Annotated in this window: 19 protein-coding genes, 1 tRNA gene and 1 pseudogene; 12 read left to right on the top strand and 9 right to left on the bottom strand. The window is 71.9% G+C overall.

The window, feature by feature from the left end:
* Nucleotides 1–332 (bottom strand): annotated as a pseudogene (locus tag ACSIH6_RS34410) (hypothetical protein); the annotation flags it as partial.
* Nucleotides 333–1,009: 677 nt separating this feature from the next.
* Between ACSIH6_RS34410 and ACSIH6_RS34415 the strand changes: the two are divergent.
* The 5 genes from ACSIH6_RS34415 to ACSIH6_RS34435 all read left to right on the top strand — a co-directional run bounded on the left by ACSIH6_RS34415 (nucleotide 1,010) and on the right by ACSIH6_RS34435 (nucleotide 6,557).
* Nucleotides 1,010–1,771: an alpha/beta fold hydrolase gene (locus tag ACSIH6_RS34415; protein WP_435112508.1), complete on the top strand. Its 762-nt coding sequence runs from the start codon at nucleotides 1,010–1,012 to the stop codon at nucleotides 1,769–1,771.
* A 23-nt stretch (nucleotides 1,772–1,794) separates the two neighbouring features.
* Nucleotides 1,795–3,225 carry a hypothetical protein gene (locus ACSIH6_RS34420; protein WP_435112509.1) on the top strand — a complete coding sequence of 477 codons (1,431 nt, stop codon included), beginning with the start codon at nucleotides 1,795–1,797 and terminating at the stop codon, nucleotides 3,223–3,225.
* Complete coding sequence (locus tag ACSIH6_RS34425) at nucleotides 3,207–4,382, top strand: FUSC family protein (RefSeq protein WP_435112510.1); 1,176 nt, start codon at nucleotides 3,207–3,209, stop codon at nucleotides 4,380–4,382. The genes ACSIH6_RS34420 and ACSIH6_RS34425 overlap by 19 nt, the downstream gene beginning before the upstream one ends.
* Nucleotides 4,383–4,410: 28 nt before the next feature.
* Nucleotides 4,411–5,565, top strand: a complete 1,155-nt coding sequence (locus ACSIH6_RS34430; protein WP_435112511.1) for a PQQ-dependent sugar dehydrogenase — start codon at nucleotides 4,411–4,413, stop codon at nucleotides 5,563–5,565.
* A gap of 257 nt (nucleotides 5,566–5,822) precedes the next feature.
* On the top strand, nucleotides 5,823–6,557 hold the full coding sequence (locus ACSIH6_RS34435; RefSeq protein ID WP_435112512.1) for a DUF1206 domain-containing protein: 735 nt from the start codon (nucleotides 5,823–5,825) through the stop codon (nucleotides 6,555–6,557).
* Between the two features lie 116 nt (nucleotides 6,558–6,673).
* Here ACSIH6_RS34435 and ACSIH6_RS34440 read toward each other — a convergent pair whose 3' ends face one another.
* A complete protein-coding gene (locus ACSIH6_RS34440) occupies nucleotides 6,674–9,268 on the bottom strand; it encodes a glycoside hydrolase family 9 protein (protein WP_435112513.1) in 2,595 nt (864 codons plus the stop codon).
* A gap of 212 nt (nucleotides 9,269–9,480) precedes the next feature.
* The gene (locus ACSIH6_RS34445) at nucleotides 9,481–10,230 is read right to left on the bottom strand and encodes a hypothetical protein (RefSeq protein ID WP_435112514.1); all 750 of its coding nucleotides are present in this window, start codon (nucleotides 10,228–10,230) and stop codon (nucleotides 9,481–9,483) included.
* 368 nt (nucleotides 10,231–10,598) lie between these two features.
* Between ACSIH6_RS34445 and ACSIH6_RS34450 the strand changes: the two genes are divergently transcribed.
* Both ACSIH6_RS34450 and ACSIH6_RS34455 read left to right on the top strand, forming a co-directional pair.
* Entirely contained in the window at nucleotides 10,599–11,927 is a 1,329-nt protein-coding gene (locus tag ACSIH6_RS34450) for a cytochrome P450 family protein (RefSeq protein WP_435112515.1), read from the top strand.
* The gene (locus ACSIH6_RS34455) at nucleotides 11,909–13,024 is read left to right on the top strand and encodes a cytochrome P450 family protein (protein ID WP_435112516.1); all 1,116 of its coding nucleotides are present in this window, start codon (nucleotides 11,909–11,911) and stop codon (nucleotides 13,022–13,024) included. The genes ACSIH6_RS34450 and ACSIH6_RS34455 overlap by 19 nt, the downstream gene beginning before the upstream one ends.
* Before the next feature lie 105 nt (nucleotides 13,025–13,129).
* Here the strand turns inward: ACSIH6_RS34455 and ACSIH6_RS34460 are convergent, their stop codons facing one another.
* Nucleotides 13,130–14,095 carry an AraC family transcriptional regulator gene (locus ACSIH6_RS34460; RefSeq protein ID WP_435112517.1) on the bottom strand — a complete coding sequence of 322 codons (966 nt, stop codon included), beginning with the start codon at nucleotides 14,093–14,095 and terminating at the stop codon, nucleotides 13,130–13,132.
* A gap of 45 nt (nucleotides 14,096–14,140) precedes the next feature.
* Here ACSIH6_RS34460 and ACSIH6_RS34465 point away from each other — a divergent pair, with 45 nt between their 5' ends.
* Nucleotides 14,141–14,833: an NAD(P)H oxidoreductase gene (locus ACSIH6_RS34465; RefSeq protein ID WP_435112518.1), complete on the top strand. Its 693-nt coding sequence runs from the start codon at nucleotides 14,141–14,143 to the stop codon at nucleotides 14,831–14,833.
* A 161-nt stretch (nucleotides 14,834–14,994) separates the two neighbouring features.
* Here ACSIH6_RS34465 and ACSIH6_RS34470 read toward each other — a convergent pair whose 3' ends face one another.
* From ACSIH6_RS34470 to ACSIH6_RS34485, 4 genes are all read right to left on the bottom strand, one after another.
* Nucleotides 14,995–15,480, bottom strand: coding sequence for a hypothetical protein (locus ACSIH6_RS34470; protein WP_435112519.1), 486 nt, complete (start codon nucleotides 15,478–15,480; stop codon nucleotides 14,995–14,997).
* Between the two features lie 53 nt (nucleotides 15,481–15,533).
* Nucleotides 15,534–16,199, bottom strand: coding sequence for a hypothetical protein (locus ACSIH6_RS34475; protein WP_435112520.1), 666 nt, complete (start codon nucleotides 16,197–16,199; stop codon nucleotides 15,534–15,536).
* Nucleotides 16,200–16,544: 345 nt separating this feature from the next.
* On the bottom strand, nucleotides 16,545–17,918 hold the full coding sequence (locus ACSIH6_RS34480) for a sensor histidine kinase (protein ID WP_435112521.1): 1,374 nt from the start codon (nucleotides 17,916–17,918) through the stop codon (nucleotides 16,545–16,547).
* Nucleotides 17,915–18,580 carry a response regulator transcription factor gene (locus tag ACSIH6_RS34485; RefSeq protein WP_435112522.1) on the bottom strand — a complete coding sequence of 222 codons (666 nt, stop codon included), beginning with the start codon at nucleotides 18,578–18,580 and terminating at the stop codon, nucleotides 17,915–17,917. The genes ACSIH6_RS34480 and ACSIH6_RS34485 overlap by 4 nt, the downstream gene beginning before the upstream one ends.
* 164 nt (nucleotides 18,581–18,744) lie before the next feature.
* On the opposite strand from ACSIH6_RS34485, the gene ACSIH6_RS34490 reads away from it, so the two are divergent.
* Nucleotides 18,745–19,479 (top strand): PepSY domain-containing protein, encoded by a 735-nt coding sequence (locus ACSIH6_RS34490; RefSeq protein ID WP_435112523.1) that lies wholly within the window; start codon nucleotides 18,745–18,747, stop codon nucleotides 19,477–19,479.
* Between the two features lie 487 nt (nucleotides 19,480–19,966).
* Here the strand turns inward: ACSIH6_RS34490 and ACSIH6_RS34495 are convergent.
* Nucleotides 19,967–20,040, bottom strand: a tRNA-Gly gene (locus ACSIH6_RS34495).
* Nucleotides 20,041–20,179: 139 nt separating this feature from the next.
* On the opposite strand from ACSIH6_RS34495, the gene dcd reads away from it, so the two are divergent.
* The 3 genes from dcd to ACSIH6_RS34510 all read left to right on the top strand — a co-directional run bounded on the left by dcd (nucleotide 20,180) and on the right by ACSIH6_RS34510 (nucleotide 23,429).
* Nucleotides 20,180–20,770 (top strand): dCTP deaminase, encoded by a 591-nt coding sequence (gene dcd / locus ACSIH6_RS34500; protein ID WP_435112524.1) that lies wholly within the window; start codon nucleotides 20,180–20,182, stop codon nucleotides 20,768–20,770.
* Between the two features lie 434 nt (nucleotides 20,771–21,204).
* A complete protein-coding gene (locus tag ACSIH6_RS34505) occupies nucleotides 21,205–22,203 on the top strand; it encodes a quaternary amine ABC transporter ATP-binding protein (RefSeq protein ID WP_435112533.1) in 999 nt (332 codons plus the stop codon).
* A complete protein-coding gene (locus ACSIH6_RS34510; protein ID WP_435112525.1) occupies nucleotides 22,200–23,429 on the top strand; it encodes an ABC transporter permease in 1,230 nt (409 codons plus the stop codon). Before ACSIH6_RS34505 ends, ACSIH6_RS34510 begins: the two co-directional genes overlap by 4 nt.
* Nucleotides 23,430–23,439 lie beyond the last annotated feature (10 nt).

Here is a 23,439-nt window from a genome sequence, read left to right on the forward strand (position 1 = left end):
CGGGGAGAGGACCGGTCGTCCGCCCCCGCTTCTCCGCTGTCAGGGCCGGTGACGTTTTCCCCCTCTCCGGTGTTCCCCGCAGTCACCGTGTTTCCCGGGATCATCGTGCTTCCCATGATCACCGTGGCCTTCATGGCCACCGTTATCACCGTGCTCCCCGTGCTTCCCGTGGTTCTCGTGGTCTCCGTGACCGCAGTGACTTCCGTGTCCCTTGTGCTCCCTGTGGCCCCGGCGACCTTCGTGTCCCCGACGCCCCCGGCGGTTCCTACGGCCTCCAGCGCCTCCAGCGCGCCCTTGGTCTCCATGGTCTCCGTGATCCCCACGGTCTTCATGACCCTCGCGGCCCCCGCAGCAGCACCTCTCCTCCGCGTCACCCTCGGAGCCTCCGGTTCCGGCCACCGCGGTCTCGGGCGGCTCCCCGACCATGAGCCCGAAGACCACGTGGTCGAACAGGAACGCCCACCGTTCCTGGGGCCGATGCCTGCGCGCGTGGGCGAGGCCGAGCGCGGGGGCGACGGCCAGCTCGTACGCACTCCAGACCGCGACCCCGAACACCGGCCCGGCCAGCCGCCACCGCCTCACCCGGCGCGGCAGCAGCGCGAACACGGTGCCCGCCGCCGCCCCGTACCCCCAGTGCGCCAGTTCGATCGCGGCCTTCCTCCGCTCGGGGGGAACGCTCTCCAGCAGGGCGGGCACGCCCTCTGCCAGGACGGCCTCGGGCGGGGTGCGCTGGGTGAACCCCATACCGACCTCGACCTGCCGCATACCGCTCATGGCCATCGCACCCGTGACACCCCGCACAGCGCCCCTCAACCACGGGTGCTTCGGAGGCGAATCCGACTTCCTGCCCATCTCATGGCTCCCTTCGCGCGCACACCCTTGCGTGTACCTCCCTGACCGCCCCACGGCGTCTCCACACGCCTCGGTCGGGGAGTGGGTTGAAGGCGGGGGCACTGGGTAGTTGTGGCGACCACATGACCGGAGCCGAGGAGGCCGTTCGGGGGTACGCATGGAGGCCCGCAGGGGCACGGACGGGGTCGGACGCTCGGCGATGGCCTGGTGGCACGTGCCCGGACAGGGGCCGCCGGTGGTCTGCGTGCACGGCGCGGGGGTCTCCTCCCGCCAGACGCTGCCCGTGGTCATGGCCCTGGCGGGAAGGACGCCCGCCTGGGCCGTCGACCTGCCGGGGTTCGGCGCGAGCACCGCGCCCGACCACACGCCCACGGTCACCGGACTCGCGGACGCCCTCCTGGAGTGGCTCCGTGTCCGCGGGATCGAACGGCCCTGTCTGCTCGGGCTCTCCCTTGGGACGCAGGTGGTCGCCGAGGCTGCGGTGCGCGCGCCCGACGAGGTGGGATCGCTCGTGCTGGCGGGTCCCACGACGGACCCCGGGGCGCGCTCGCTGCCCGCGCTGGCCGCGCGCCTGCTGCGCGACAACATCCGCGAGGGCCTCTCCGTGGCGGTCTCCGGCGTCGCCGACTACCGCAACGCGGGGATGCGCCGGGTCGTGCGCAGTTGGCTGACCAGCCGCGACCACCGGATCGAGCTGGTCCTGCCGAGGGTCACGCAGCCCGCCCTGGTCCTGCGCGGGAGCAGGGACCCCCTGTGCCCGAAGCCCTGGGCCGAAGAGGTCACCCGGCTGCTGTCCCGCGGAAGGCTCGTGACCCTGCCCGGACAACCCCACGCGCTCACCGCCACCGCCCCCGGACGGGTCGCCGACCTGGTCGAGGATTTCGCGCGTGCGGCGGCGCGGGACCGAGGAGAGGAATGAGACCTACGAGACCCACGAGACCGATGAAGCCGAAGAGGGTCGTGGCGGGCTTCGACTCGGCCACCACCATGTTGCGCACCCTGTCGTCGTACAACGCGGGCCGGGACCTCCCCCTCGCCGGGGAGGCGCCCCGCGCGCTGGAGGGCGCGGTCGAGCTGGTAGCGGGCGCCGCGAACCACGCCCCGAGAGGGCTCAAGCAGCGCGTCTACGCCGCGGCGGGCTGGACGGAGGCCGTCCCGTGCCACCGGATCGGCGAGATCGACTCCGACGCCCTCGCCTCCTGGGTCGCCGGCCACTACCCGCAGAAGCAGGCCGAGGTGGCGTTCGTGGGCTCCTCCAACGGGGCGCTCACCCACCTGGCCGCCGCCATGGAGGCGCCGTGGCTCCCGCAGACCCTGCTCATCCCGGTGCGCCGGGGCGGTGTACCGCCCGAGGACGCGTCGGCGGACCTGCGGAAGATGCGCTCCACGGGTGAGGAGCTGGTGCGGGCCAACCCCGACTGGCGGCTGCACCACATGCACGACCCCAACCAGGACCGGCTGATGATCTCGGGCATGTGCTACTTCCGGGTCAAGTGGCTGCGGCTGCCCGACGCCTACCGCCGCTTCCTGCGCGAACACCTGGTTCCCGGAGGCACGCTCGTGGTTCCCGACTGCGGCCTGCGCTGGCCCACCACCCGGGTCGGGGCCCGGTACGTCTTCCAGCACGGCGGTTTCGGCGGTGCCGGTCCGGAGGAGATCCGCGACGGGAGCGAGCGCGTCCGCGCGTTCCTGCGCACCCAGGGGTCGGATTACACGCGTTTCGTCGGGCCCGAACCCGACGGTGACAGCCCCGAGGCCGAGTGGGGGTTCGCCCCCGAGCTCATGGACGACCTGCGCGAACTCGCCGAGGAGCAGGGGTGGAAGCTGCTGCGGCTGCGCTACGACGAACCGGAGTCGCTCAGCCCGGCCGTCGCCGGGCTGTACCGCGACTGGTACCGGCGGCGGGGCCTGTCCCCGGACCGGCTGCTGGTCGAGTCCTTCATGCTCGTCGAGCCCTACTGGGCGCTGCGCACCGGCTCGGTCCCCTTCTGGACGGTGTTCAACACCGAACCGTCACTCCGGGTCCTGGAGGAGTATCTGGACCGCGTGCCCGACTACGAGGAGATCCGGCTGACCCTGTTCTCCCACGGCGTGGAGTCGGTGGGGCTCGCGGGCGCCGACCGGTGGGCGCGCGTGCTCGACCGGGCCGTCAAGGTGGGCTCGTTCCTGGGCACGGACCCGTCGGCCTTCCCCCGCGACTTCGCGGTCTTCGCCAGGGTCCGCCGCGAGCTTGCCCGGGTGCGCGGGCGCCAGCCCATGCCGCCCCGGCTGTCATGGCGGGAGGCCGCCGAGTCCCTCAGCGGCGCCGACGGCGTCGAACTGGTCAGGGAGAGGAACCAGGATTCGGAGACCGGATGGCAGTCGAACGGCTGAGGAGGGCCGCGGCCAACGCCCGCGAGGTGCTGCGCCGTGTCGTCGAGCGGCGCGGCTACGAGCGTGAGACCGCCGTCATCATCGCCAAGTGCGTCATCGCCTCCACCGGAGCCTGGGTCCTGGGCGCGCTCATGGTGGACTCGGCCCAGGTCAGTTTCGCCCCCTTCTCCGCCCTCCTGGTGGTGCGGCCCAGCGTGTACGGGTCGGTGCTCCAGTCCCTGCGCTACGTCCCCGCGGTCTTCCTCGGCGCCCTGATCGCGGGCCTGACCGGCCTCACCGTCGGGCTCAACGTGTGGTTCTTCGCCTTGGCCGTGCTCCTCGCGATGGTGGCGGGGCAGTTCACGGTCTTCGGCGACCAGGGCAAGCAGATACCCGTCGTGACGGCGTTCGCGCTCGCCGGGGGCACCGCGGGCAGCCCCGTGGATCTCGGGACGCTGCTGCTCATGGTGCTGGTGGGAGCGGGGGCCGCCGTCGTGACGAACACGGTCTTCGCGCCCGCCATCCGCTTCCGCGACGCCGAGAGCGCCGTGTTCGACTTCGCGGACGGCCTGCGCGACCTCGCCCAGGAGATGGCCGAGGCGCTCCGCGGGGGCAGAGAGGGACTCGACGACGCCGCCTACTGGGTGCGGGTCGCGGAGGGGTTCGACAACACCGAGCGCAACGCCCGGGAGTCGGTCTCCCAGCAGGAGTACCGGGCACGCCTGAACCCGAGGCGGCTCCTCTCCAGCCCTCCCCCGAAGAGGGCTCCGAAGGCCTACCACGACTGGATCCTCGCCCTGGGCCGGTCCTCACGCCACCTCCAGTCCCTCATCCGCACCCTGCGGACAGCGAAGGAGGGGCGTTCGCGCTTCCCCGAGCCGAGCGACGCCTTCCTCCGAGAGTTCGCCCCGCTCCTGGACGCGGCCGCCGATGCCTTCGACGCCGTCCACGAGGCCAGGGAACCCGAGCGCGACACCGTCTCCGCCGACCTGGACTCCTGCCTGGCGGGAGGGCTCCAGCTGATCGACCGGACACGGGAGCGCATGAGCGAGGACTGGGACGGAGAACGCTGGCCCGTGCACAGCGCGATGCTCACCGACCTGGAACGGTTGTTCGAGGAGTTGCAGGAGGGGCACGACAACAGCACAGAAGAGGCGTCCGGCGGCGCTGCGGGGTAACGGCGGCGCCAGGGGGAAGGGAACGGACATGGAACCCTCAGCGCGCGCGAGCGCGGTGCTCCGTACCGCCTCCGTCCTCGGTACCCTCGTCCTGCTCGCCGGATGCGGCGCCCAGGGGATCACCGGCGGCGCGGAGGGAAACGGGACGGGCGGGACGGACGGTCAGCAGGAGCCGGGCGGACAGGACGGCTCCGCCGGTACCGACCCCGGCCAGCCCGAGGACGTCGCCACGGGCCTGGAGGTGCCGTGGGGGCTGGCCTTCCTCCCCGACGGCTCGGCCCTGGCCGCCCAGCGCGACTCGACGGAGGTCGTCCGCGTGTCCCCCGACGGCTCGGTCGCCGACGTCGGCACCGTCGAGGGAGCCGCACCGAACGGTGAGGGCGGCCTGCTGGGGCTGGCCGTGGACCCGGACTTCCCCGGGGAACCGTACGTGTACGCCTACCACACCACGGACTCCGACAACCGGATCAGCCGAATGGAGTACGACCCCGAGAGCGGGGACGGGGGCTTCGGGGAGACCGAGGTCATCCTCGACGGCATCCCCTCCGCCTCCTACCACAACGGTGGCCGGATCGAGTTCGGTCCCGACGGCCTGCTGTACGTCGGCACCGGGGACGCGGGCCGGGAGGGCCTGTCCCAGGACACCGACTCGCTGGGCGGCAAGATCCTGCGGATCACCGCCGACGGGGACCCGGCGCCGGACAACCCCTTCGGCAACCCCGTGCACAGTTACGGCCACCGCAACGTCCAGGGCCTGGCGTGGGACGACGAGGGGAACCTGTACGCCACCGAGTTCGGCCAGAACGAGTTCGACGAGGTCAACCTGATCGAACCGGGCGGCAACTACGGCTGGCCCGAGGTGGAGGGCACCGGAGGAGGCGACGAGTACGTCGACCCCCTGCTGACGTGGAGGCCCGCGGAGGCCTCGCCCAGCGGCGCGGCGGTCGCGGGCGGCTCCCTGTGGGTGGCGGCGCTGCGCGGCGAACGCCTGTGGGAGGTGCCGCTCACCGGTGACGGCGGCGTGGGCGAGCCCGTCGACCACTACCAGGGGGAGTACGGCCGCCTGCGCACGGTGGTGACCGCTCCCGGCGGCGACGAGCTGTGGCTGACCACCAGCAACCTCGACGGGGTCGGGGAGCCGACCGAGGGGGACGACCGCGTCCTGCGGGTGCCCCTGGAGTAGGCGCCTCCCCGGACAGCCGCGCGCCAACCCGTCGTCCCGCACGGGCGCCCCGGAGGGATTCCACGTCTTTGACCAGCAGAAAAGGGGGCATTGGCGGTAAACATCCGTTTTCGCACCCTCCTCGCGGGCACGGGCCGGACATGTCCCCATCAGGCTTACCAGGTAAGGCACGGCGCTCGGCGAAGGACGCCCACGCGGCGGGCCGACGCGCGGGGCGTCAGGCGGCCCACAGCACCTGGCTGCGCAGGCTCGCGGGCGTGGGCTTCGCCGCCACGGGCCTGCTCTACCTCATCATCGGCTACCTCGCCCTGCGCATCGCCTTCGGCGAAAGCGGCGGCGAGGAGGCGAGCAACAGCGGCGCCCTCCAGCTCGTCGCCCAGAACACCGGCGGCATGCTGCTGCTCTGGGTCGCGGCGGCGGGGCTGGTGGGACTCACCGTGTGGCAGGCGGTCTACGCCGCCGTGGGCCTGGAGAAGGCCACCAAGCGCGTCGCGTCCGGGGCCCGCGCGGTGATCTACGCCGTGCTGGCCTCCAGCATCGCGGGCTTCCTGCTGGGACAGGGTTCGCCTCAGTCCCAGGACAGTCAGTCGGAGGCGCTGACGGCCCAGGTCATGGCGCTGCCCTTCGGCCGGTTCGTCGTCGGCGCGGTGGGCTGCGGCGTGATCGCCGTGGGCCTGTACCAGATCTGGAAGGCGGTGACCCGCCGCTTCACGCAGGAGCTGGCGCTCGGCGCGCTCCCGCCGCGCCAACGCACATCCGTCGTGACCGTCGGCGTGCTCGGCATCGGCACCCAGGGCCTGGTCCTGGCCGCCGCCGGCGTCTTCTTCCTCCAGGCCGCGATCGCCTTCGACAAGGACCAGGCGGCCGGGCTGGACGGCACGCTGCGGGCCTTCTCCCAGACCCCGGCCGGTCCCTGGGTCCTCGTGGCCGTCGCTCTGGGCGTCGCCGTCTACGGCGCCTACTGCTTCTGCCAGGCGCGCTGGCAGCGCTGAACCTCCCTTTCCTCCCCGGGAATGACGGACGGGGCCCCACGCTCTCCTGAGGGGCCCCGTCCTCCAAGGGGGTCTTACGGCGTGGGCGGGCGCGCCGTCGTCGCCCCGCCCGCGGATCAGCTACAGACCGAACCGTTGAGGGCGAACTTCGCGGGCACGGCGTTCGCCCCGGACGTCAGGGTGCCGATGAAGCCGAACGTCACCTCGTCGCCGGGGTCGATGGTCCCGTTCCAGTCCGTGTTCACGGCGGTCACCGCGTGCCCGGCCTGCTCCAGCGCGCCGCTCCAGTGGCGTTCCACGGTCTGGCCGCCGGGGAAGGACCACACCAGCTCCCAGCCGGTCACGGGCTCGTCACCCGTGTTGCGGACGGTCACCTGGGTGTTGAAGCGGTCGTGCCACTCGCCGTGGACCACGTAGTCGACCTCGCAGGAGGACCCGGCGGGCAGGGAGGCGTCGCCCTGGTCGGCGACGAACCCGGACACCCAGGCCAGCGTGGAGTTCCAGTTGATGGTCAGCTCGTTGGTCGCCCACGAGTCGATGTGGTCGATGTAGCAGAACTGGGGGGCACACCCGTCCAGGTTGGACTGGGCCACCGGGTCCCAGGTGCCGGTGTCGGAGTTGGGCCCGCCGGACAGGGTTCCCTCGGGCGGGTTGGGCAGGTTCGGGTCGAGCTGGTTGGCGTACCAGCGGCTGTGCTGGTTGACCGCGTCGTTCTCGCCGTACCCGGTCACGTACGACTGGTTGAGGGCGTTGCGTCCCAGGACGTAGTCCATGCCCTCCAGAACCGCGTCGCGCAAGCGCGTGTCCCCACCGATGTCGTAGGCGCTGGCCATCACCACCATGTTGTTGAGCACGAGGTTGTTGGAGCCCCAGGCGAAGACCCCGCCCTCGGGGTCGTAGGCCAGCCCGTAGGCGTGCTCCGAGGCGTCGGCCAGGTACTGCTCGGCCCCCTCCACGACGGAGGCGCGGACCTCGTCGCGGCCGTCGAGGCCGCTCGGCACGGTGGCGAGCTGGAGGCGACCCAGCGGGGCGGTCCAGCGCCAGTCGAACCCGGCGGAGGTGAACACGTCGGCGGTGTGCAGCTCGGACGAGACCACCGCCTCCTCGTAGTCCCCGTGCCCGGTCGCCAGGTACAGTTCCGCGGCGGCCCAGTAGAACTCGTCGGCCACGTTGTCGTCGTCGTAGGCGCCGCCGCCCTCGCCGCCGACGGTCGCGTAGCGCTCGGGTTCGGCCACCGCGGCCTCCCAGGCGGTCTCGGCCGCCTCCAGGCAGGTCGCGGCGAAGTCGGCGTCGTAGGGGGCGAACACCCGGGAGCACTGGGCGGCGGTCGCGGCCAGGTTCAGCGTGGCCGCCGTCGACGGCGGGTGCAGGTAGCGGGGCTGGGGGTCCTCGGAGGGCAGCAGGGGCAGGCCGGTCCAGCGCTCGTCGTGGACCTTGTGGTGGGCCATCCCCGCGAGTTCCTCGCCCTCGGGGACCTGCATGGACAGCAGGAACTCCATCTCCCAGCGGGCCTCGTCCAGGACGTCGGGCACGCCGTTGTCCCGCTCGGGGACGGACAGGGTGGAGTCGGCGACCCGGGCGGGGTTCCCGGTGAGCGCGGTGTGCGCGCGCTCGTAGACGCTCATCAGCTGGTGGACGGAGATGCCGCCGTTCACCACGTACTTGCCGTGGTCGCCCGCGTCGTACCAGCCGCCGGACACGTCGAGCGAGTAGTCGCACGGGGCGGAGGGGTGGCAGGTGACGTCGGTGTCGCCCTGGTTGGGCTCCACGCCGACGTGCCCGGCCTCGCGTCCGTACCCGGGGGCGAGTTCGTCGAGGATCTCGACGCCGCTGCGCTGGGTGTAGTAGAAGTCCAGGGCGTCCGTGGCCAGGGTGGCGTAGGGGTCGGCGGTGATCCCGAAGGGGTGGCTGGTCTCGCCGTCGGCGGTCAGGGTGTAGCCCTCGCCCGTCCCGGTGAAGCCGCTGAAGTCGACGGTGTGCACGTTCTGGCCGGAGGACTCGTCCAGGCCGTACGGCACGGTGTCGCCCTCGGCCACGACCGCGCCCTCGGCGTCGGCCAGCTGCCAGGGCAGGGCCTCCTCGGCGTCGGTGACCACGGTGGCGTTCTTGGGGCCCTGCGGGAGGTAGCCGACCTGGTTGACGCGGACGCGCGGGCCGGTGTCGGGTTCGTGGACGGGGGGTTCGGCGCCGCCGAGCAGCGACACGTCGTCCAGGCAGAACGTCCAGTCCTCCTCGGCCCCGCCGATCTGGAAGGCGAGCTGGGCGTCGGCCATCTCGGCGGACGCGGTGAAGACGTACTCGTAGCCGGTCGTCGTCGGCGTGAGCACGGGACGCTCGTCCAGTTCGGTGCGCCAGGGGTCGACGGGCTCCTGGACCAGCGCGCGGACGGGCAGGCCGTCGGCGCCGGAGGCGGTGAACGTGAGGGAGTAGGACTCCCCTGCCACGAGGGGGATGTCGTTCTGGCCGACGATCTGGTCCCACGGGTTGCTGGTGCCGCCGGGGACCGCGACGCACAGGGCTCCGTCGTCGCTGACGGCGAGGTCGATCCCCTCGGTCGCCCACCAGCCGGTGGTGCCGTCGGCGAAGTCGCCGTTGGTGATCTGCTCGACCGGTTCGTCGTCGGCCTGGACGGGGGAGGCGACGAGGAGGCTCGTGCCGAGCGCGGCTGCGGCGCCGAGCGCCACCGCGCTGTTTCTTCGTGCCGGACTCACGGGGGTCCTTCCGCTGGGGGGTAAGCGGCCGGAAGCACTGGGAGCGCTCCCAATAGTATGACCATTGTTGTGGCGCGTATCACAGGTGTCAATGGGGGCAAACGCACGAACCAGGCGGCTGGGGGCGGGGACGCGCGGGCGGGTCGGGCCCGCGGCGGGGAAGCGGGTGGGTGAGCGGGTCCGGACAGGGAGAGCCGGACCCGCTACCGGGGTCAGCCCTTGAGCAGGCCCTGCGCGACGACCTCCTCGACCAGGGCGCGGCGCACCTCGTCGGCGTCGCCCGCGTGCCCCGGGTGGCCGGTGGCGGCGCGCAGCTGCGCGCGGACCGCCTCCACCACGGCGTCGCTGCGCAGCACCTCGGCGACGGGGGCCGCCTCGACGGCCTCCTTCCACTTGCGCAGGGTGTCCAGCCGACCGCGGTCGACGGCCTCGCGGGTGATGTGGAACAGGGCGTCGATGTTTCGCTGGTAGGCGTCGGCGTCGGTGAGGTCGACGTCGATGACCTCCACCGGCTTGTTGCCGCCGTCACCGTCGGGGCGCAGGTGGTAGACCTTCCAGAGGCGGCCGTTGGTGAGGATCACCCACTCGGCGCCCTCCTCGACGGCCAGGCGCCGGGACACCTGGATGTTGCGCTGGTCGAGCTCCTGGCCGATCCGGCGCACCTCCACCGGCGCGAACAGCTTGCCGTCCAGCATGATCGCGTAGTCGATCGAGTCCCCGCTGGTCCGGTACTCGGTGGTCATGTCCTGGTACTTGCTGAAGTTCAGTCCGACGCTGAAGAAGTCGGCGACGAGCATGCGGGTGTCGCCGTCGTTGGCGTCGCGCTCCAGCAGGTCGGACAGCGGCCCGGAGAGGCGGTCGACCGCCGCCGCGACCCGACCCCGGACCGAGGTCTCCCAGTTCAGGGTGGTGCTGGTGAACTCACCCGTCCTGGTCATGACCTGGGTGTCTTCAGCGTCCATGAACATCCGTTCCCGTGTGTCGAGGAGCCCCGCGGTACGGCCTTCGCCGGGACCGGAGGAGTGGGTTGCAGGGGGAGGAATCCGGCCACGATGCTACAGCTCACGCCGCTGACCGGGCACCTCCGGGACTCCGGGACCGAGGGGCGCGCGGCTCCGGCGGAGCGCGGTTCCGGGCCGGACCGGTCGGCGCGGGGGCGCTGATCCGGGCGCTGACCGGGGAGCCCCCGAACGGCGCGGCGGAGCCTGTGCACGGCGACCGGTCGCCCCGCGTCCCGTGGGAGTGGGACGTATGGGACGGAAGGAACAACGGACATGTTGCGGTACTAGACTGGCGCGGCTCTCGAACCCCCCTGTAGAACAGGAAAACGTTGGCTTCCCGCTGCCCCTACGCCGAACTCCACGCCCCCGAGTTCCACGCCGATCCGCACGACGTCTACACGCGGATGGCCAAGGAACACGGCTCCGTCTTCCCCGCCGAGATCTCCCCCGGGATCAGCGCATGGGTGGTCGCCGACTACGCGCTCATCACGGCCTGGTGCAGGGACACCCGCACCTTCCGGCGCGACTCCCGGCTCTGGCTCGACTGGTCCGAGGGGCGCGTCCCCGACGACGCCCCCGTGGCCGCGATGATGGCCTACCGCCCCAACCTGCTCTTCGCCGACGACGACGCCCACGCCCGCCTCAAGCGGTCGGTGGTCGACTCCCTGGGCCGAGTGCCCGAGAGCCGTGTCGGCGAGAGCACCCGCCGCCACGCCGACAGCCTCATCGACGCCTTCGTCGAACGCGGCAGCGCGGACCTGGTGTCCGAGTACGCCCGCCTGCTGCCGCTGCTGGTGATCTGCGACCTCTTCGGCTTCTCGCGCGACGTCGGCGAGCGCGTCCTGACCTCGCTCATCGACCTGTGGGACGGCAACGACGTCGTGCGGGCCAACGCCGAGTACGAGCGCGCCCTGTCCGACGCGATCTCGCAGAAGCATGCGTCGCCGGGGGAGGACGTCACCACCTGGCTGCTCCGGCACCGGGCGGGGCTCACCGACGAGGAGATGCTGCACCAGCTGGTCGTGACCATCGGCGCCGGCGCCGAGCCGACCGCCAACCTCATCACGGCCGCCACGCACACGATCCTGACCGATCCCGAGGTGAGCCGGGCCCTCAACGGCGCCCTGGTCGGGCTCGACGAGGTGGTCGAGCAGGTCCTGTGGCGCGAGCCGCCCATCACCAACTACCCGGTCCTCTACCCCGTGCGCGACGTCGAGATCAGCGGTGGGCGGACTATCCGCAAGGGGGAGCCCATCCTCCTCGGCTACGCCGCGGCCCACACCGCGATGGCCGAGAACGGGCCCGACATCGAACATGTCACCCGGGCCCACCTGGCCTTCGGGGTCGGCCCGCACCGCTGCCCGGCCCACGGGTTCGCCCAGGCCATGGCCCAGGTCGGCGTGGAGGTCCTCACCAAGCGCCTGCGCGGCCTGCGCGTGACCGACCCGGCCCCGCGCTGGCGCGTCTCCCCGTTCGCACGGGCCCTGGCCGAACTCCCCGTGGAATTTCCGCCCGACTCCCCGAAGGGAACACCGCGATGGCAGCAGACATCCCCGTCCTCCACCCCTACGACCTCCACCGACAGACAGCCGGACTCCGGGACCGCGGCCCCGTCGTCGAGGTTGAGATCACTGGTGGCGTGGTTGTTCGGGCGCTGACCGGCCACGACGTCGTCATGGAGGCCCTCGCCCACCCCGGCGTGCGCAAGGAGGCGCGGCACTGGCGGGCGTGGGCGCAGGGCGAGATCCCCATGGACTGGCCGCTGATCTCCTGGGTGGCCCCGGACAACATGCTCACCGCGGACGGCGACCGCCACCGGCGTCTGCGGACCCTGGTCTCGCAGGCGTTCACCCCGCGCCGGGTGGAGGAGCTGCGCCCGAGGATCACCGAGATCACCGCCGAACTGCTCGACGACCTCGCGGCGGCGGGGACGGGACCGGTGGACCTCAAGGCGGCGCTGTCGCTGCCGCTGCCCATGACGGTCATCTCCGAGCTCTTCGGGGTCGGGGCGGAGCACCGCGGCACCCTGCACACCCTGATGCGCCGGGTCTTCGACGCGACCACCAGCCCGGAGGTGGCCGCCCAGACCAACGCCGACATGCAGACCTTCCTCGCGGAGCTGGCCGAGCGCAAGTCCCGCGAGCCGGGCGACGACCTCACCAGCGCACTGCTCCAGGCGCGGGCCGAGGGTGACGAGCGGCTCTCCCACACCGAACTGGTGTGGACGCTGATCCTCATGATCGGCGCGGGCTACGAGACCACGATGAACCTCATCACCAACGCCGTGCACGCGCTGCTCACCCACCGGGACCAGCTGGAGCTGGTGCGGTCCGGCGGTGCCTCCTGGGCCGACGCGGTGGAGGAGACCCTGCGCTGGGACGCCAGCATCCAGTACCTGCCGCTGCGCTACACGGCCGAGGACGTCACCCTCGCGGGCACGCACGTGCCCGAGGGGGAGGCGCTGCTCATGGGCTTCGGCGCGGCGGGGCGCGACCCCGAGCGCCACGGCGACGACGCGCACGCCTTCGACCTCCGGAGGGAGCAGCGGGGGCACCTGGCCTTCTCGCACGGTCCGCACTTCTGCCTGGGCGCGGGGCTGGCCCGGCTGGAGGGCGCGACCGCGCTGGAGGCGCTCTTCACGCGCTTCCCGGACCTGCGCCTGGCCGAGGGGGCGGAGGTGGAGCAGTCCCCGTCCATCGTGGCGAGCGGTCGGGCCGCGCTTCCCGTCGCCTGGGGTGAGGCTGTCCGGGGTTGAGGGCGTCCGGCCCGGGGAGCGGCTTCGGCCCCGGGCCGGGTGCGGTTCCCCGGACGGACACGCGGGCGAACGCGGGAGTGGGTTCCGCCCGGGGCCGCGCCCGGGTCAGGGACCGTGACTGGATCCGGTGCCGGCCACAGGAGTGGGATCGGGTTCGGAAAGCATGCTTCGCAGGCGGAACTCCCGTGGGCTCAGCCCCCGCAGCCGCTTGAAGGCCGTGCTGAACGAGGACGGGTCGGCGTAGCCCACGGCTCCGGCCACCTTCGCCACGCTCAGGTCGGGGTCCGACAACAGCTCCTCGGCGGTGTACATGCGCCACTCGGTCAAGTAGCCCAGGGGCGACTGGCCCATGACCTCGGTGAAGCGCTTGGCGAAGAGCGCGCGCGACACCCCCGCCCTGGCGGCCAGCGCGCCCACCGTCCACGCCTCGTGCGGACGCCGGTGGACGGCCTCCAGCGCGGGGCCGGTCACCGGGTCGACGGCTCCCCGGTACCAGGCGGGGGCGTCGGCGCCCTCCTGCTCGAACCAGCAGGCGAGGCTGCACACCAGCCCCATGTCCACGACGCGGTCGACCAGGGCCTGGCCGCCCGGGAGGTGCCGCCGGGACAGGGCGTCCCTCGCCGCGTCGAGCCAGAAGACGTTCTCGGGCTGCTCCTCGGTGAGGACCAGCGTGGGCGGCAGGGTGCGCAGCAGCCGCTCGTGGCGGCTCCGGGTGGCCCGGTAGGCGGCGACGATGAGGGTGGTGGCGCCCGGGGGGCCGCTGCCCGGCCCGCACCCGGGTTCCGGATCGAGACAGGCGATCTCCTGGTTCCGGTGGGGACGGCGGAGTGAGGCGGGGTCGTCCGCCAGGTGGAAGGGGTCGGGGCCGCGCACCAGCGCGGTGTCGCCCGCGCCGATCTCGAGGCCGGTCCCGTCGGGCAGGACCAACGACCCGCCGCCGCTGATCACCGTCAGCATGGTCAGCGGCGCACCGCCGGTGAAGCGGATCGTCCACGGCGGATCCAGCGAGGCCTGGCTGACGGAGGCGCCCGCGGAGCGGATGCCGCTGAGCATGTCGCTCAAAGGGTCCATGGAGGCGAGTGTAGACGAACGCCAAAGAAACGCAGCTTTTCAGCTATGGAACGTCCACGTCTGCTGGTCTGTACTGGACTCATGAACCCAGAGCCCTTCGCACCCTCCGAGCCCTCCGAAGCCCTCGCGTCGACCGGACGCACCGCGCTGGTCGTGGTCGCCCACCACCGCCCGGACTCCCTGACCGCCGCCGTGGCCGGACGGGTCGCTGCCCGCCTGGAGGCGGCCGGGTACCGCGTCGACCTGCTCGACCTGCACGCCGAGGGGTTCGACCCCCGCAACAGCGAGGCCGACGAACCCGACTACGGCGACCGGGACAAGGTCTACTCCGACGAGGTGCACGCCCACATCCGCCGCGTCCATGCCGCCGAACTCATCGTCCCCGTCTTCCCCGTGTGGTGGTTCGGGCCACCGGCCCTGCTCAAGGGCTGGATCGACCGGGTGTGGAACTACGGCCTCACGTACGGCCGCAGCAGGTCTCCCATGGCGGGGAAGCGGATGCTGTGGCTGGGACTGGCCGGACTCGTCGAGGGGGACCCGAACACGGATCTGGTGCTCGACCTGCTCGATGGGCCCCTGCGCCGGGGGATCTCGGAGTTCTGCGGGGTCTTCGACGTCCACACGGCCGTGCTGTTCGACAGCGAGGCCCAGGACCTGTCCGGTGAGGCCCGGGAGCGCCACTACCGGGAGCTGTTCGCCGAGGCCGAGGCGGCGGTCGACAAGCTCGTCGCCGGATGAGCCGACCGCTTCCGAAGGGGGCGCCCGGATTCCGCCCGAGAGGACGCGGATCTCCACGCGAGTCCCCGCCCAAGGGGGCGGTCGCGCACCTGGAGGGGCCGCCCCCGCGCTCGGCGGTGGGCGGCCCCCGGCCCGGAACGGCTCACGTCGGCCGCACGAGGTCAGGCGTTGGTGCCGACCAGGTGCTCCACGAAGGAGCGGTAGTCGCGCAGGGCCACCCGCAGCGACTCGGTGTCCGTGCCCTCTCCCTCGTTCCACGCGGAGCGCAGCGCGGAGCGGCGCTCCTCGATCTCGGCGACCACGGCGTCGGCGACCTCCGCCGCCAGCGCGTCGGCCTCGCGCACGGCGCCGTGGGGGTCGTCGACGAACCTGCCCTGGGTCGCGTTCCAGCGCTCCCGGACCCGTTCCAGCTTCGCGCCCCGCGACCGGGGCATGCCCGCCGCGTCCGAGCGGTCCGCTCCGGTGCCCGGGGCACCGGTGTGTCCAGCGGGTCCGGGTCCGGACCCGCGCCCGGGGTCGTTCACCTCGGCGTCGACGGTCACCGGCTCCGCGGTGCGGGGGCCGGTCCCGGGTCCGGGCGTCCGCGCCCGGTGCTGCTCTGGTTCGGTCTCCCGGCTCCTGCCGGGACCGGGCACGCGTTCCACCATGTCGTCCGCCTTCTCGTGTCGTCGTCGGTTCCACGGAGCGCCGCCGAGGCCGGTCACAGACCCGCCTCCGGTCCCCTCTCCCGGCGCGGCTGCTCCACGGCGGTCCGCTCCGTGTCCGGGCTTCGGGTCGTCGTGCCGTCGGCCGTCGGCAGGCCGCCCAGCAGGGACTCCACCAGGCCGCGGTAGGACACCAGCTCCTCGCGCAGGTGCTCGGTGCCGGTCTGGTCCGCCTCGGCGGGGCGCCCGGTGGCGTGCGCGCGGCGGAACCCGGTGACCGCGGCGGAGTGGTCCACCGACAGGTCGTTGAGGCGCTGGTCGAAGGCCGCGTCACCGTCGGCCGCGGACGCGGGGCCGGGGTAGCCGCGGTCCGCCATGATCGCCTCCACCAGTCCGCGGGCGTCGCGGACGGCGCGGACGGGATCGTCGACGAACTCCTGCTGCACCGCGGCCCACGTCTCGGTGTGCGTCACGCGCTGCTGGTCGCTCAGTTCGCGGAGCGTCATGTTGTCGCGGCGGCGGAGCCTCTCGGACAGGTCGTTCTCGGCGGCCGTCCTGTTGCCGTGGACCTTCACGGCGCGGTCGTACTCGGCGCCGAAACGCTTCTTCAGCCGGGCGGTGCGCCGGGCCGGGAGGATCGAGGACCGCGCGGCGATCGCGATTCCTCCGGCGATGACGACCACCACCACTAAGGCGATGATGACAATTATTCCGGTCTCCATTGGAGCACCTCCTGTCATATCGCACTGCCCCCCAAGGCCCACCCAAAACTTGGCCACGGTTCAGTCAGGCGCCCGTGGTGGGCGTACGCGCAGGTGAGAGGCGTTGCTGCGATATTACGCGACTATCACGGAAGGTGGGGATTACGGTCTCCCGGCGGAAGTGTGCGCTGGTGGGCGCCGCGCGGAGAGCCAGAGGGGAACGTCCGTGGCGGAATGCGTTCTTCCTTTTCGGTGAATTCTCGTTTTCACCCTCGGTGGTGAAGGGGAATTCCACCGGGTTCCCGTGTGAACAGGGGGTGTGCGCCGAGCCGCCGGATGTGGAATCCGGGTCCTGTGCGGAACCGGTCAGGGCGTGGCACGCGGAAGGGTGATCGTGACGACGGTGCCGGAGGGGCCGCTGTCGATCCCCACCTCACCGCCCTGGGCCTCGACCAAGGAGCGCACGACCGACAGGCCGAGCCCCGAGGTACGTCCCGATCCGGTGGTGCGGGTGGTGACGAACGGTTCGAACACGTGGGGGAGCACCTCGGCGCTGATCCCCGGGCCGTCGTCGGCCACGGTGAGGGTGATCGCGTCGTCGCCGCCGCGGGCGGTCACGGTGGCGCGGGTGCCGGGCGGGTTGTGGTCGACGGCGTTGGCGGTGAGGTTGGCCAGGCACTGCTCAAGGCGTGACTGGTCACCGAGCAGGACGTCCGGCGGCGGCTCCTCCAGGGTGACGGCGTCGGCGTGGGGCAGGGCGTCGAGCCGGGCCCGCACGTCGTGGAACAGGTCGGGCAGGAACACGGCCTCGACGCGGACGTCGATCTCGTCGCCGCCGCGGGCCACCGCCATGAGGTCCTCCAGCACGCGGCGCAGGCGGTCGAGTTCGGAGCGCACGACCGCCGCCTCCGCGGTGCCCAGCAGTTCCAGGTGCCCCTCGGCGACGGAGAGCGGGGTGCGCACCTCGTGGGAGATCGCGGCCAGGTACCGGCGCCGGTTGCTGTCGGCCTGCTCGATGCGGGTCAGCATCTGGTTGATCTCGGTGGCCAGTTCGGCGATCTCGTCGCGGGTGGCGGGCACCGGGACGCGGGTGGCCAGGTCGGCCGGCGAGATCGCCTTGGCGGCGTCGGAGACCTCCCGCACGGGGCGCAGGGTGCGCCGCACCACCAGCCACAGCACGACCCCTCCGCCGACGACGCCGATCGCCCCGGCGAGTCCGGCCCACAGCAGGACGGTGGCCGCGGTGTCGCGGGTGGAGTCGAGCGGGGCGGCGACGGTGACGACGGCCAGGGTGTCACCGGCGTCGTCGACGACCCGGGTGTCGAGCACCCGGAGCGGGCCCGCGTCGGTGTCGAGTGTGCGGATGGTCCCGGGTTCGGGCTCGGGGGCGTCGCCGCCGCGCATGAGGCCCGCGACGCGCGAGGGACCCCCGGTGCTCTGTAGACGCACGTCGTTGACGGTCACCAGCGTCACGTGGCGGGCCCCGCTGGGGCGGACGGCGAGCGCCTGGCGGGCGGCGCGCTCGGCCTCGGGCCCCGAGACCACGCCGTCGAGCCCGGCGGCTGCGGGCAGCCGTCCGTCGAGGGCGTCGCCGACCAACGCCGACTCCTCGCGCAGCAGACGGTCGATGTCGGCCAGGCCCGACACGCGCACCAGTTCGTAGGTGAGCAGGGCGACGCCGCCGATGACCAGGGCCATGACCAGCAGCGACCGCAGGACGACCCGGCCGGTGAGGCTCACCGCGCGCCGTCCCCGAGCCGGTACCCGGCGCCGCGGACCGTCTGGATGCGCTCGCCGCCGAGCTTGCGGCGCAGCTGGCTGACGTAGACCTCCACGACGTTGGAGGCGCCGTCGAAGTCGTAGCCCCAGACCCGGTCCAGCAGCTGGGGTCGGGAGAAGACCTGCGTCGGATGGCGGATGAGCACCTCCAGCAGCGCGAACTCGCGGGCCGACAGGTTGACGGTGCGCCCCTCCACCGAGGCGGTGCGCGCCCCGAGGTCGAGCACCACGCCGCCCGCCGCCAGCACGTCGCCGCGTTCCTGGCCGCCGCCGCGCAGCCGGGCCCGCACACGGGCCAGCAGCTCGCTCACGCTGAACGGCTTGACCATGTAGTCGTCGGCTCCGGCGTCGAGGTTGGCGACCCGGTCGCTCACGGCGTCCTTGGCGGTGAGCACGATCACCGGCACCGAGGGGCGGCGCATGCGCAGCCGACGCAGCACCTCCTCACCCGGGATCCCCGGCAGCCCCAGGTCCAGGACGACGAGTTCGACGTCCGAGGACAGCGCCATCGTGAGTCCGTCGATCCCGTCGTCGGCGGCGAGCACCTGGTAACCGGCCGTCTCCAGCCCGCGCCGCACGAAGGAGACGATCCCCTCCTCGTCCTCCACCACCAGAATCGCCAAGGCCGTGCCCCTCCCCGTGTCGCCTCCCACCGTGGCGGAGGCCGCTGAACCGTCCCTGAGCGCAACATGAAGAAGGCCCTCATGTCGACCTCATGCCGCCATCATCGGGCCGCCGCATGCTTGGAGGTACAGAGACCTCCGAGCATGTGAGCAAGGGACCCGCGATGCAGACCAAGACCATCATCATCCTCTCCTCCTCCGTCGCCGCGGGGCTGCTGGCCGTGGGCACGGTCGGCTACGTGGTCGCCGGTGACCCCGAGCAGCAGGTGGCCCCGATCGAGCTCACCGGTGTCACCGCCGGAGCCGACTCCGAGACGGGCGGGAACGGGCAGTCGCAGCAGAGCGAGCCCTCGACCCGGTCGGTCGACGGACTGGAGCAGCTCGTGGGCGAGCTGCGCGCCGGGGACGACATCGACGACTGGTCCGTGTCCGGGGTCGAGGTCGACTTCGGTCCGGAGGAGTGGCTGTTGACCAACCCCGAACTGGAGGACTTCGACGGCAACGGCACCGTCGAGCCGCTCCTGGACGAGCTGCGCGGCCTGGAGGGCACCGAGGTCACCCTGGGCGTGCGCTACGAGGCCGACGACGACGGCGACGACGAGGGTGAGGAGCGCGACGACGCCGACGTGTTCACCGTCAACGGCACGGCCTTCCGCGACACCGACGGTGGCCCCGCCCCCTGGCAGAACACCGACGAGCAGGCCGCGGCCGACCGCGAGACGGTCTCCGCCAACGCCGCCGCCGCGGTGGGTGAGGGCGCCACCACCGTCGACGTCGAGCGCCAGGACGAGGACGGCTGGGATGGCTGGGAGGCCGAGGTGCGCGGTGCCGACGGCCAGGAGTACGACGTCATCCTCGACGCCGCGGGCGAGGCCGTCGACGTGCGTGCCGAGGACTGACGGCCGCGCGGCGTGTCCCGTGCGGGGACCGTCGGGGGTCGGCGCCCTCGGGCGGTCGGGGCAGGCCGCGACGGGGGCGCCGACCCTTGCGTGCTTCCGGGGTGTCGCCCGGTACGTGTCAGCACCCGCGCCCTCGGCCGCACCCGCGCCGATCGGCGCGCGCAACCGTTGCCCCGCCAGGTCGCCGCTGACCATGGCGTGTGTGTTCGGCCGGTGTTCCTTCGACGCGCGAGCGTCGCCGCTGGTGCCATCGACGTCGTCGACGACCACCTGCTGGGTGCCTCTGGAGTCGCGCTGCTCCGCCTACGCGAAGAGGGCTGGCACCTGGCCGAAGGGCCCGTGCTGACGAGGGTGGCGGATCTGCCCTTGGTGGGTGCTCCGGTTCGGGCGTCGGGCACGTGTGTGGCACGGCGATCGGGACGGGACCCCGGAAAGCAGTTCGGCCAGGTGTTCGGAGAACCCCGAACGACCTGGCCGTCTGTGTGTCTGGAGCGGATGACGGGAATCGAACCCGCGTTATCAGCTTGGGAAGCTGAAGTTCTACCATTGAACTACATCCGCGCGGCACCGCCGGAAAGTTCCGGCTGGCAACGGATGCCATCCTAGCCCAACTCCGGGTCGGGTGGGCAACTCGGCGCGGACCGCCACCCGGTCGGGGATCGCCGCTACGCTGCGTTGCCCCAGGCGGTAGGTTCGGACCGTGCTGCTCTCCGATCGCGATATCAGGTCCGAAATCGACGCCGGGCGGGTCAGGATCGACCCCTTCGACCCCGGCCTCGTCCAACCCTCCAGCATCGACGTCCGGCTGGACCGCTTCTTCCGGGTGTTCGAGAACCACAAGTACCCGCACATCGACCCCTCGGCCGAGCAACCGGACCTCACCCGGCTGGTCGAGACCGACGGCGAGGAAGCGTTCGTCCTGCACCCGGGCGAGTTCGTGCTGGCGTCCACCTACGAGGTCGTCAGCCTCCCGGACGACATCGCGAGCCGCCTGGAGGGCAAGAGCTCCCTGGGGCGCCTGGGGCTGCTCACCCACTCCACGGCCGGGTTCATCGACCCCGGCTTCTCCGGGCACGTCACGCTGGAGCTGTCCAACGTGGCCACCCTGCCGATCAAGCTCTACCCGGGCATGAAGATCGGCCAGCTGTGCATGTTCCGCCTGTCCTCCCCGGCCGAGTACCCCTACGGCTCCGCGGGCTACGGATCGCGTTACCAGGGGCAGCGGGGACCGACGCCGTCCAGGTCCCACCAGAACTTCATCCGCACCCCGATCAGCCCCGAGAGCGTCTAGGCGGGGCCGAGGGCAGACAGGGCGATTCGTTTACGGTACGGTCATGGGCGGACACGGACTGTCGTTTGACCCATCTGTCACTAGTATGTGACCAAGGTCACTATTTTTTCCCGTGTGGCGTAAATCACAAAGGCGCGTTCTGGAGCTCCGGCATCCGCTGCCATAGGTCGGCGGACGGTTTTTATGACGTTTAAACATGTTATTTGCTGGTTACTTAGCGCCTGAACTGTGCGTACACACCTCGGTAAGGTTGCGCCCCGACGTGAACCAGGTAGCGGTTCCGCCCTGATGAGGGGGCGCGCAAGAGGGCTCCGCGCAGGCCGGCTACCTGTGGGAACCGCGGGTCGGCGATGGGGCGCAGGTGTTGCCCCGACACGCCTCGCGGTCAGGACAGCCCTCTAGAGGAGACCGTGCCAGCAGTACGCGCAGACCACTTGTACAAGGTGTTCGGCAGACAGTCCAGAGCCGCCGTCGAGCGGCTCTCGGACGGCAGCCACCGGGACACCATCGCCGACCTCGACGTGACGGCCGCCGTCATCGACGTGTCCTTCGAGGTCGAACCGGGCGAGATCTTCGTCGTCATGGGCCTGTCCGGATCGGGGAAGTCCACCCTGATCCGGATGCTCAACGGCCTCCTGGAACCCACCGCGGGGACGGTCGAGGTCGACGGCGTGGACATCACCGCGCTCAGCAGGAAGAGCCTCCTGAGGCTGCGGGGCGAGAAGATCAGCATGGTCTTCCAGCACTTCGCGCTCCTGCCGCACCGCACGGTCCTGGAGAACGCCGCCTACGGCCTGGAGCTGCGGGGCCTGTCCCGCGCGGAGCGGAGCCGGAAGGCGGGGGAGACCCTCGAACTCGTGGGGCTCGGCGGCTGGGAGGACAAGCTCCCGCACCAGCTCTCCGGAGGCATGCAGCAGCGTGTGGGCCTGGCCAGGGCACTGGCCGCCGACACCGACATCATCCTCATGGACGAGGCGTTCAGCGCCCTCGACCCGCTCATCCGGCGGGACATGCAGACCCAGCTCCTGGAACTCCAGAAGAGCCTGGGCAAGACCATCGTCTTCATCACGCACGACCTCAACGAGGCCATGCGCCTCGGCGACCGGATCTGCGTGCTGCGCGACGGCCGCGTCGCCCAGATCGGCAGCGCGCAGGAGATCCTCAACGAGCCCGCCAACGACTACGTCGAGCGCTTCATCGAGGACGTCGACCGCACCCGCGTGCTCACCGCCGCGTCGGTGCTCGACCCGAGCGCCCCCGCTGCCGACTCCTCCGCGCCCGAGGTCGGCGCGGACACCCTGGTCGCCGACCTGTACGCCAGCGCGGCCGTCTCCGACCGCCTCCGCGTGGTCGACGAGGACGGCACCGTGCTCGGCACGGTGACGCGCAACTCCGTACTGGCCGCTCTCGCGGGCGGGAAGGAGACCCCGTGACACCCGTCGACTTCCCGCCGTCCCTGCCCATCGGCGACGGCTTCGAGGCCCTCAACGCCTGGCTCAAGAGCACCTTCGGCCTCTTCTTCGACGTCGTCGGCGAGTTCATCCGCTGGGCCGTGAACGCCCTGGCCGGCTTCTTCACCGAACCGGCGGCCGGGCAGCTCGCCTTCGTCGCCGCCGTGATCATCGCCGTCCCGCTGCTGCGCCGCCGACGGCTGCCGCTGGCGGTGATCGTCGCCGCGGTCTCGCTGCTCTACGTCCTGCACGCGCAGTTCGCGTTCGGCAACACCGTCGTCAACAGCCTGCCGCCGCAGCTCTTCCTGTGGGCGATGAACCTGTTCGACCAGCAGTACGTGGACGCCTACTTCTGCATCTCGCTGCTCTTCCTGGTGGCCGTCACCGTCCTCGGTGTGCTCGACCGGGGCACCCGCGTGCGCACCGGCGTCGTCGCGGGCGGCTGGCTCGTGCTGGTCCTGCTCGGCTGGCTCGTGCTCCCGATGCTGGTGACCCGGCCCGGGGCGCTGCTGATGATCCTGCTGCTGAGCCTCCTGGCGCTCTCGGTGGCCGGGTGGCGCATGGGCCTGTTCGGTCTGGTCGCCCTCACCGTGGTGGCGTCGGTCGGCCAGTGGACCAACGCCATGGACACGCTCGGCCTCGTCCTCGTGGCCAGCGCCATCGCCGTGGTCATCGCGATCCCGATCGGCGTCGTGGCCGCCTACAACGACCTGGTCAGCAAGATCCTCAAGCCGGTCCTGGACCTGATGCAGACGCTGCCCGCGTTCGTGTACCTGATCCCGGCGATCTTCTTCTTCTCCATCGGCGCCGTGCCCGGCGTGGTCGCCACCATCGTGTTCGCGATGCCGCCCGGCGTCCGCCTGACCGAGCTGGGCATCCGCCAGATCGACAAGGAGCTGGTGGAGGCGGGCGAGTCCTTCGGCGCCTCCCGGCGCAAGGTCCTCACCGGCATCCAGCTGCCGCTGGCCCTGCCCACCATCATGGCCGGGGTCAACCAGGTCATCATGCTCGGCCTGTCGATGGTCGTCATCGCGGGCATGGTCGGCGCCGGCGGCCTGGGCAGCGAGGTCTACCAGGGCATCACCCGCAACGACGGCGCCCTCGGCTTCGAGGCCGGTATCGCGGTGGTCATCCTGGCGATCTTCCTCGACCGCCTGACCGCGGCCGTCACCCGCAACGGCCCGCGCGCGGCCGCCTCGGCCGCCTGAGCGGCGTGCC

The sequence above is a fragment of the Nocardiopsis synnemataformans genome (assembly GCF_965343085.1).
Taxonomy (GTDB): domain Bacteria; phylum Actinomycetota; class Actinomycetes; order Streptosporangiales; family Streptosporangiaceae; genus Nocardiopsis; species Nocardiopsis alborubida.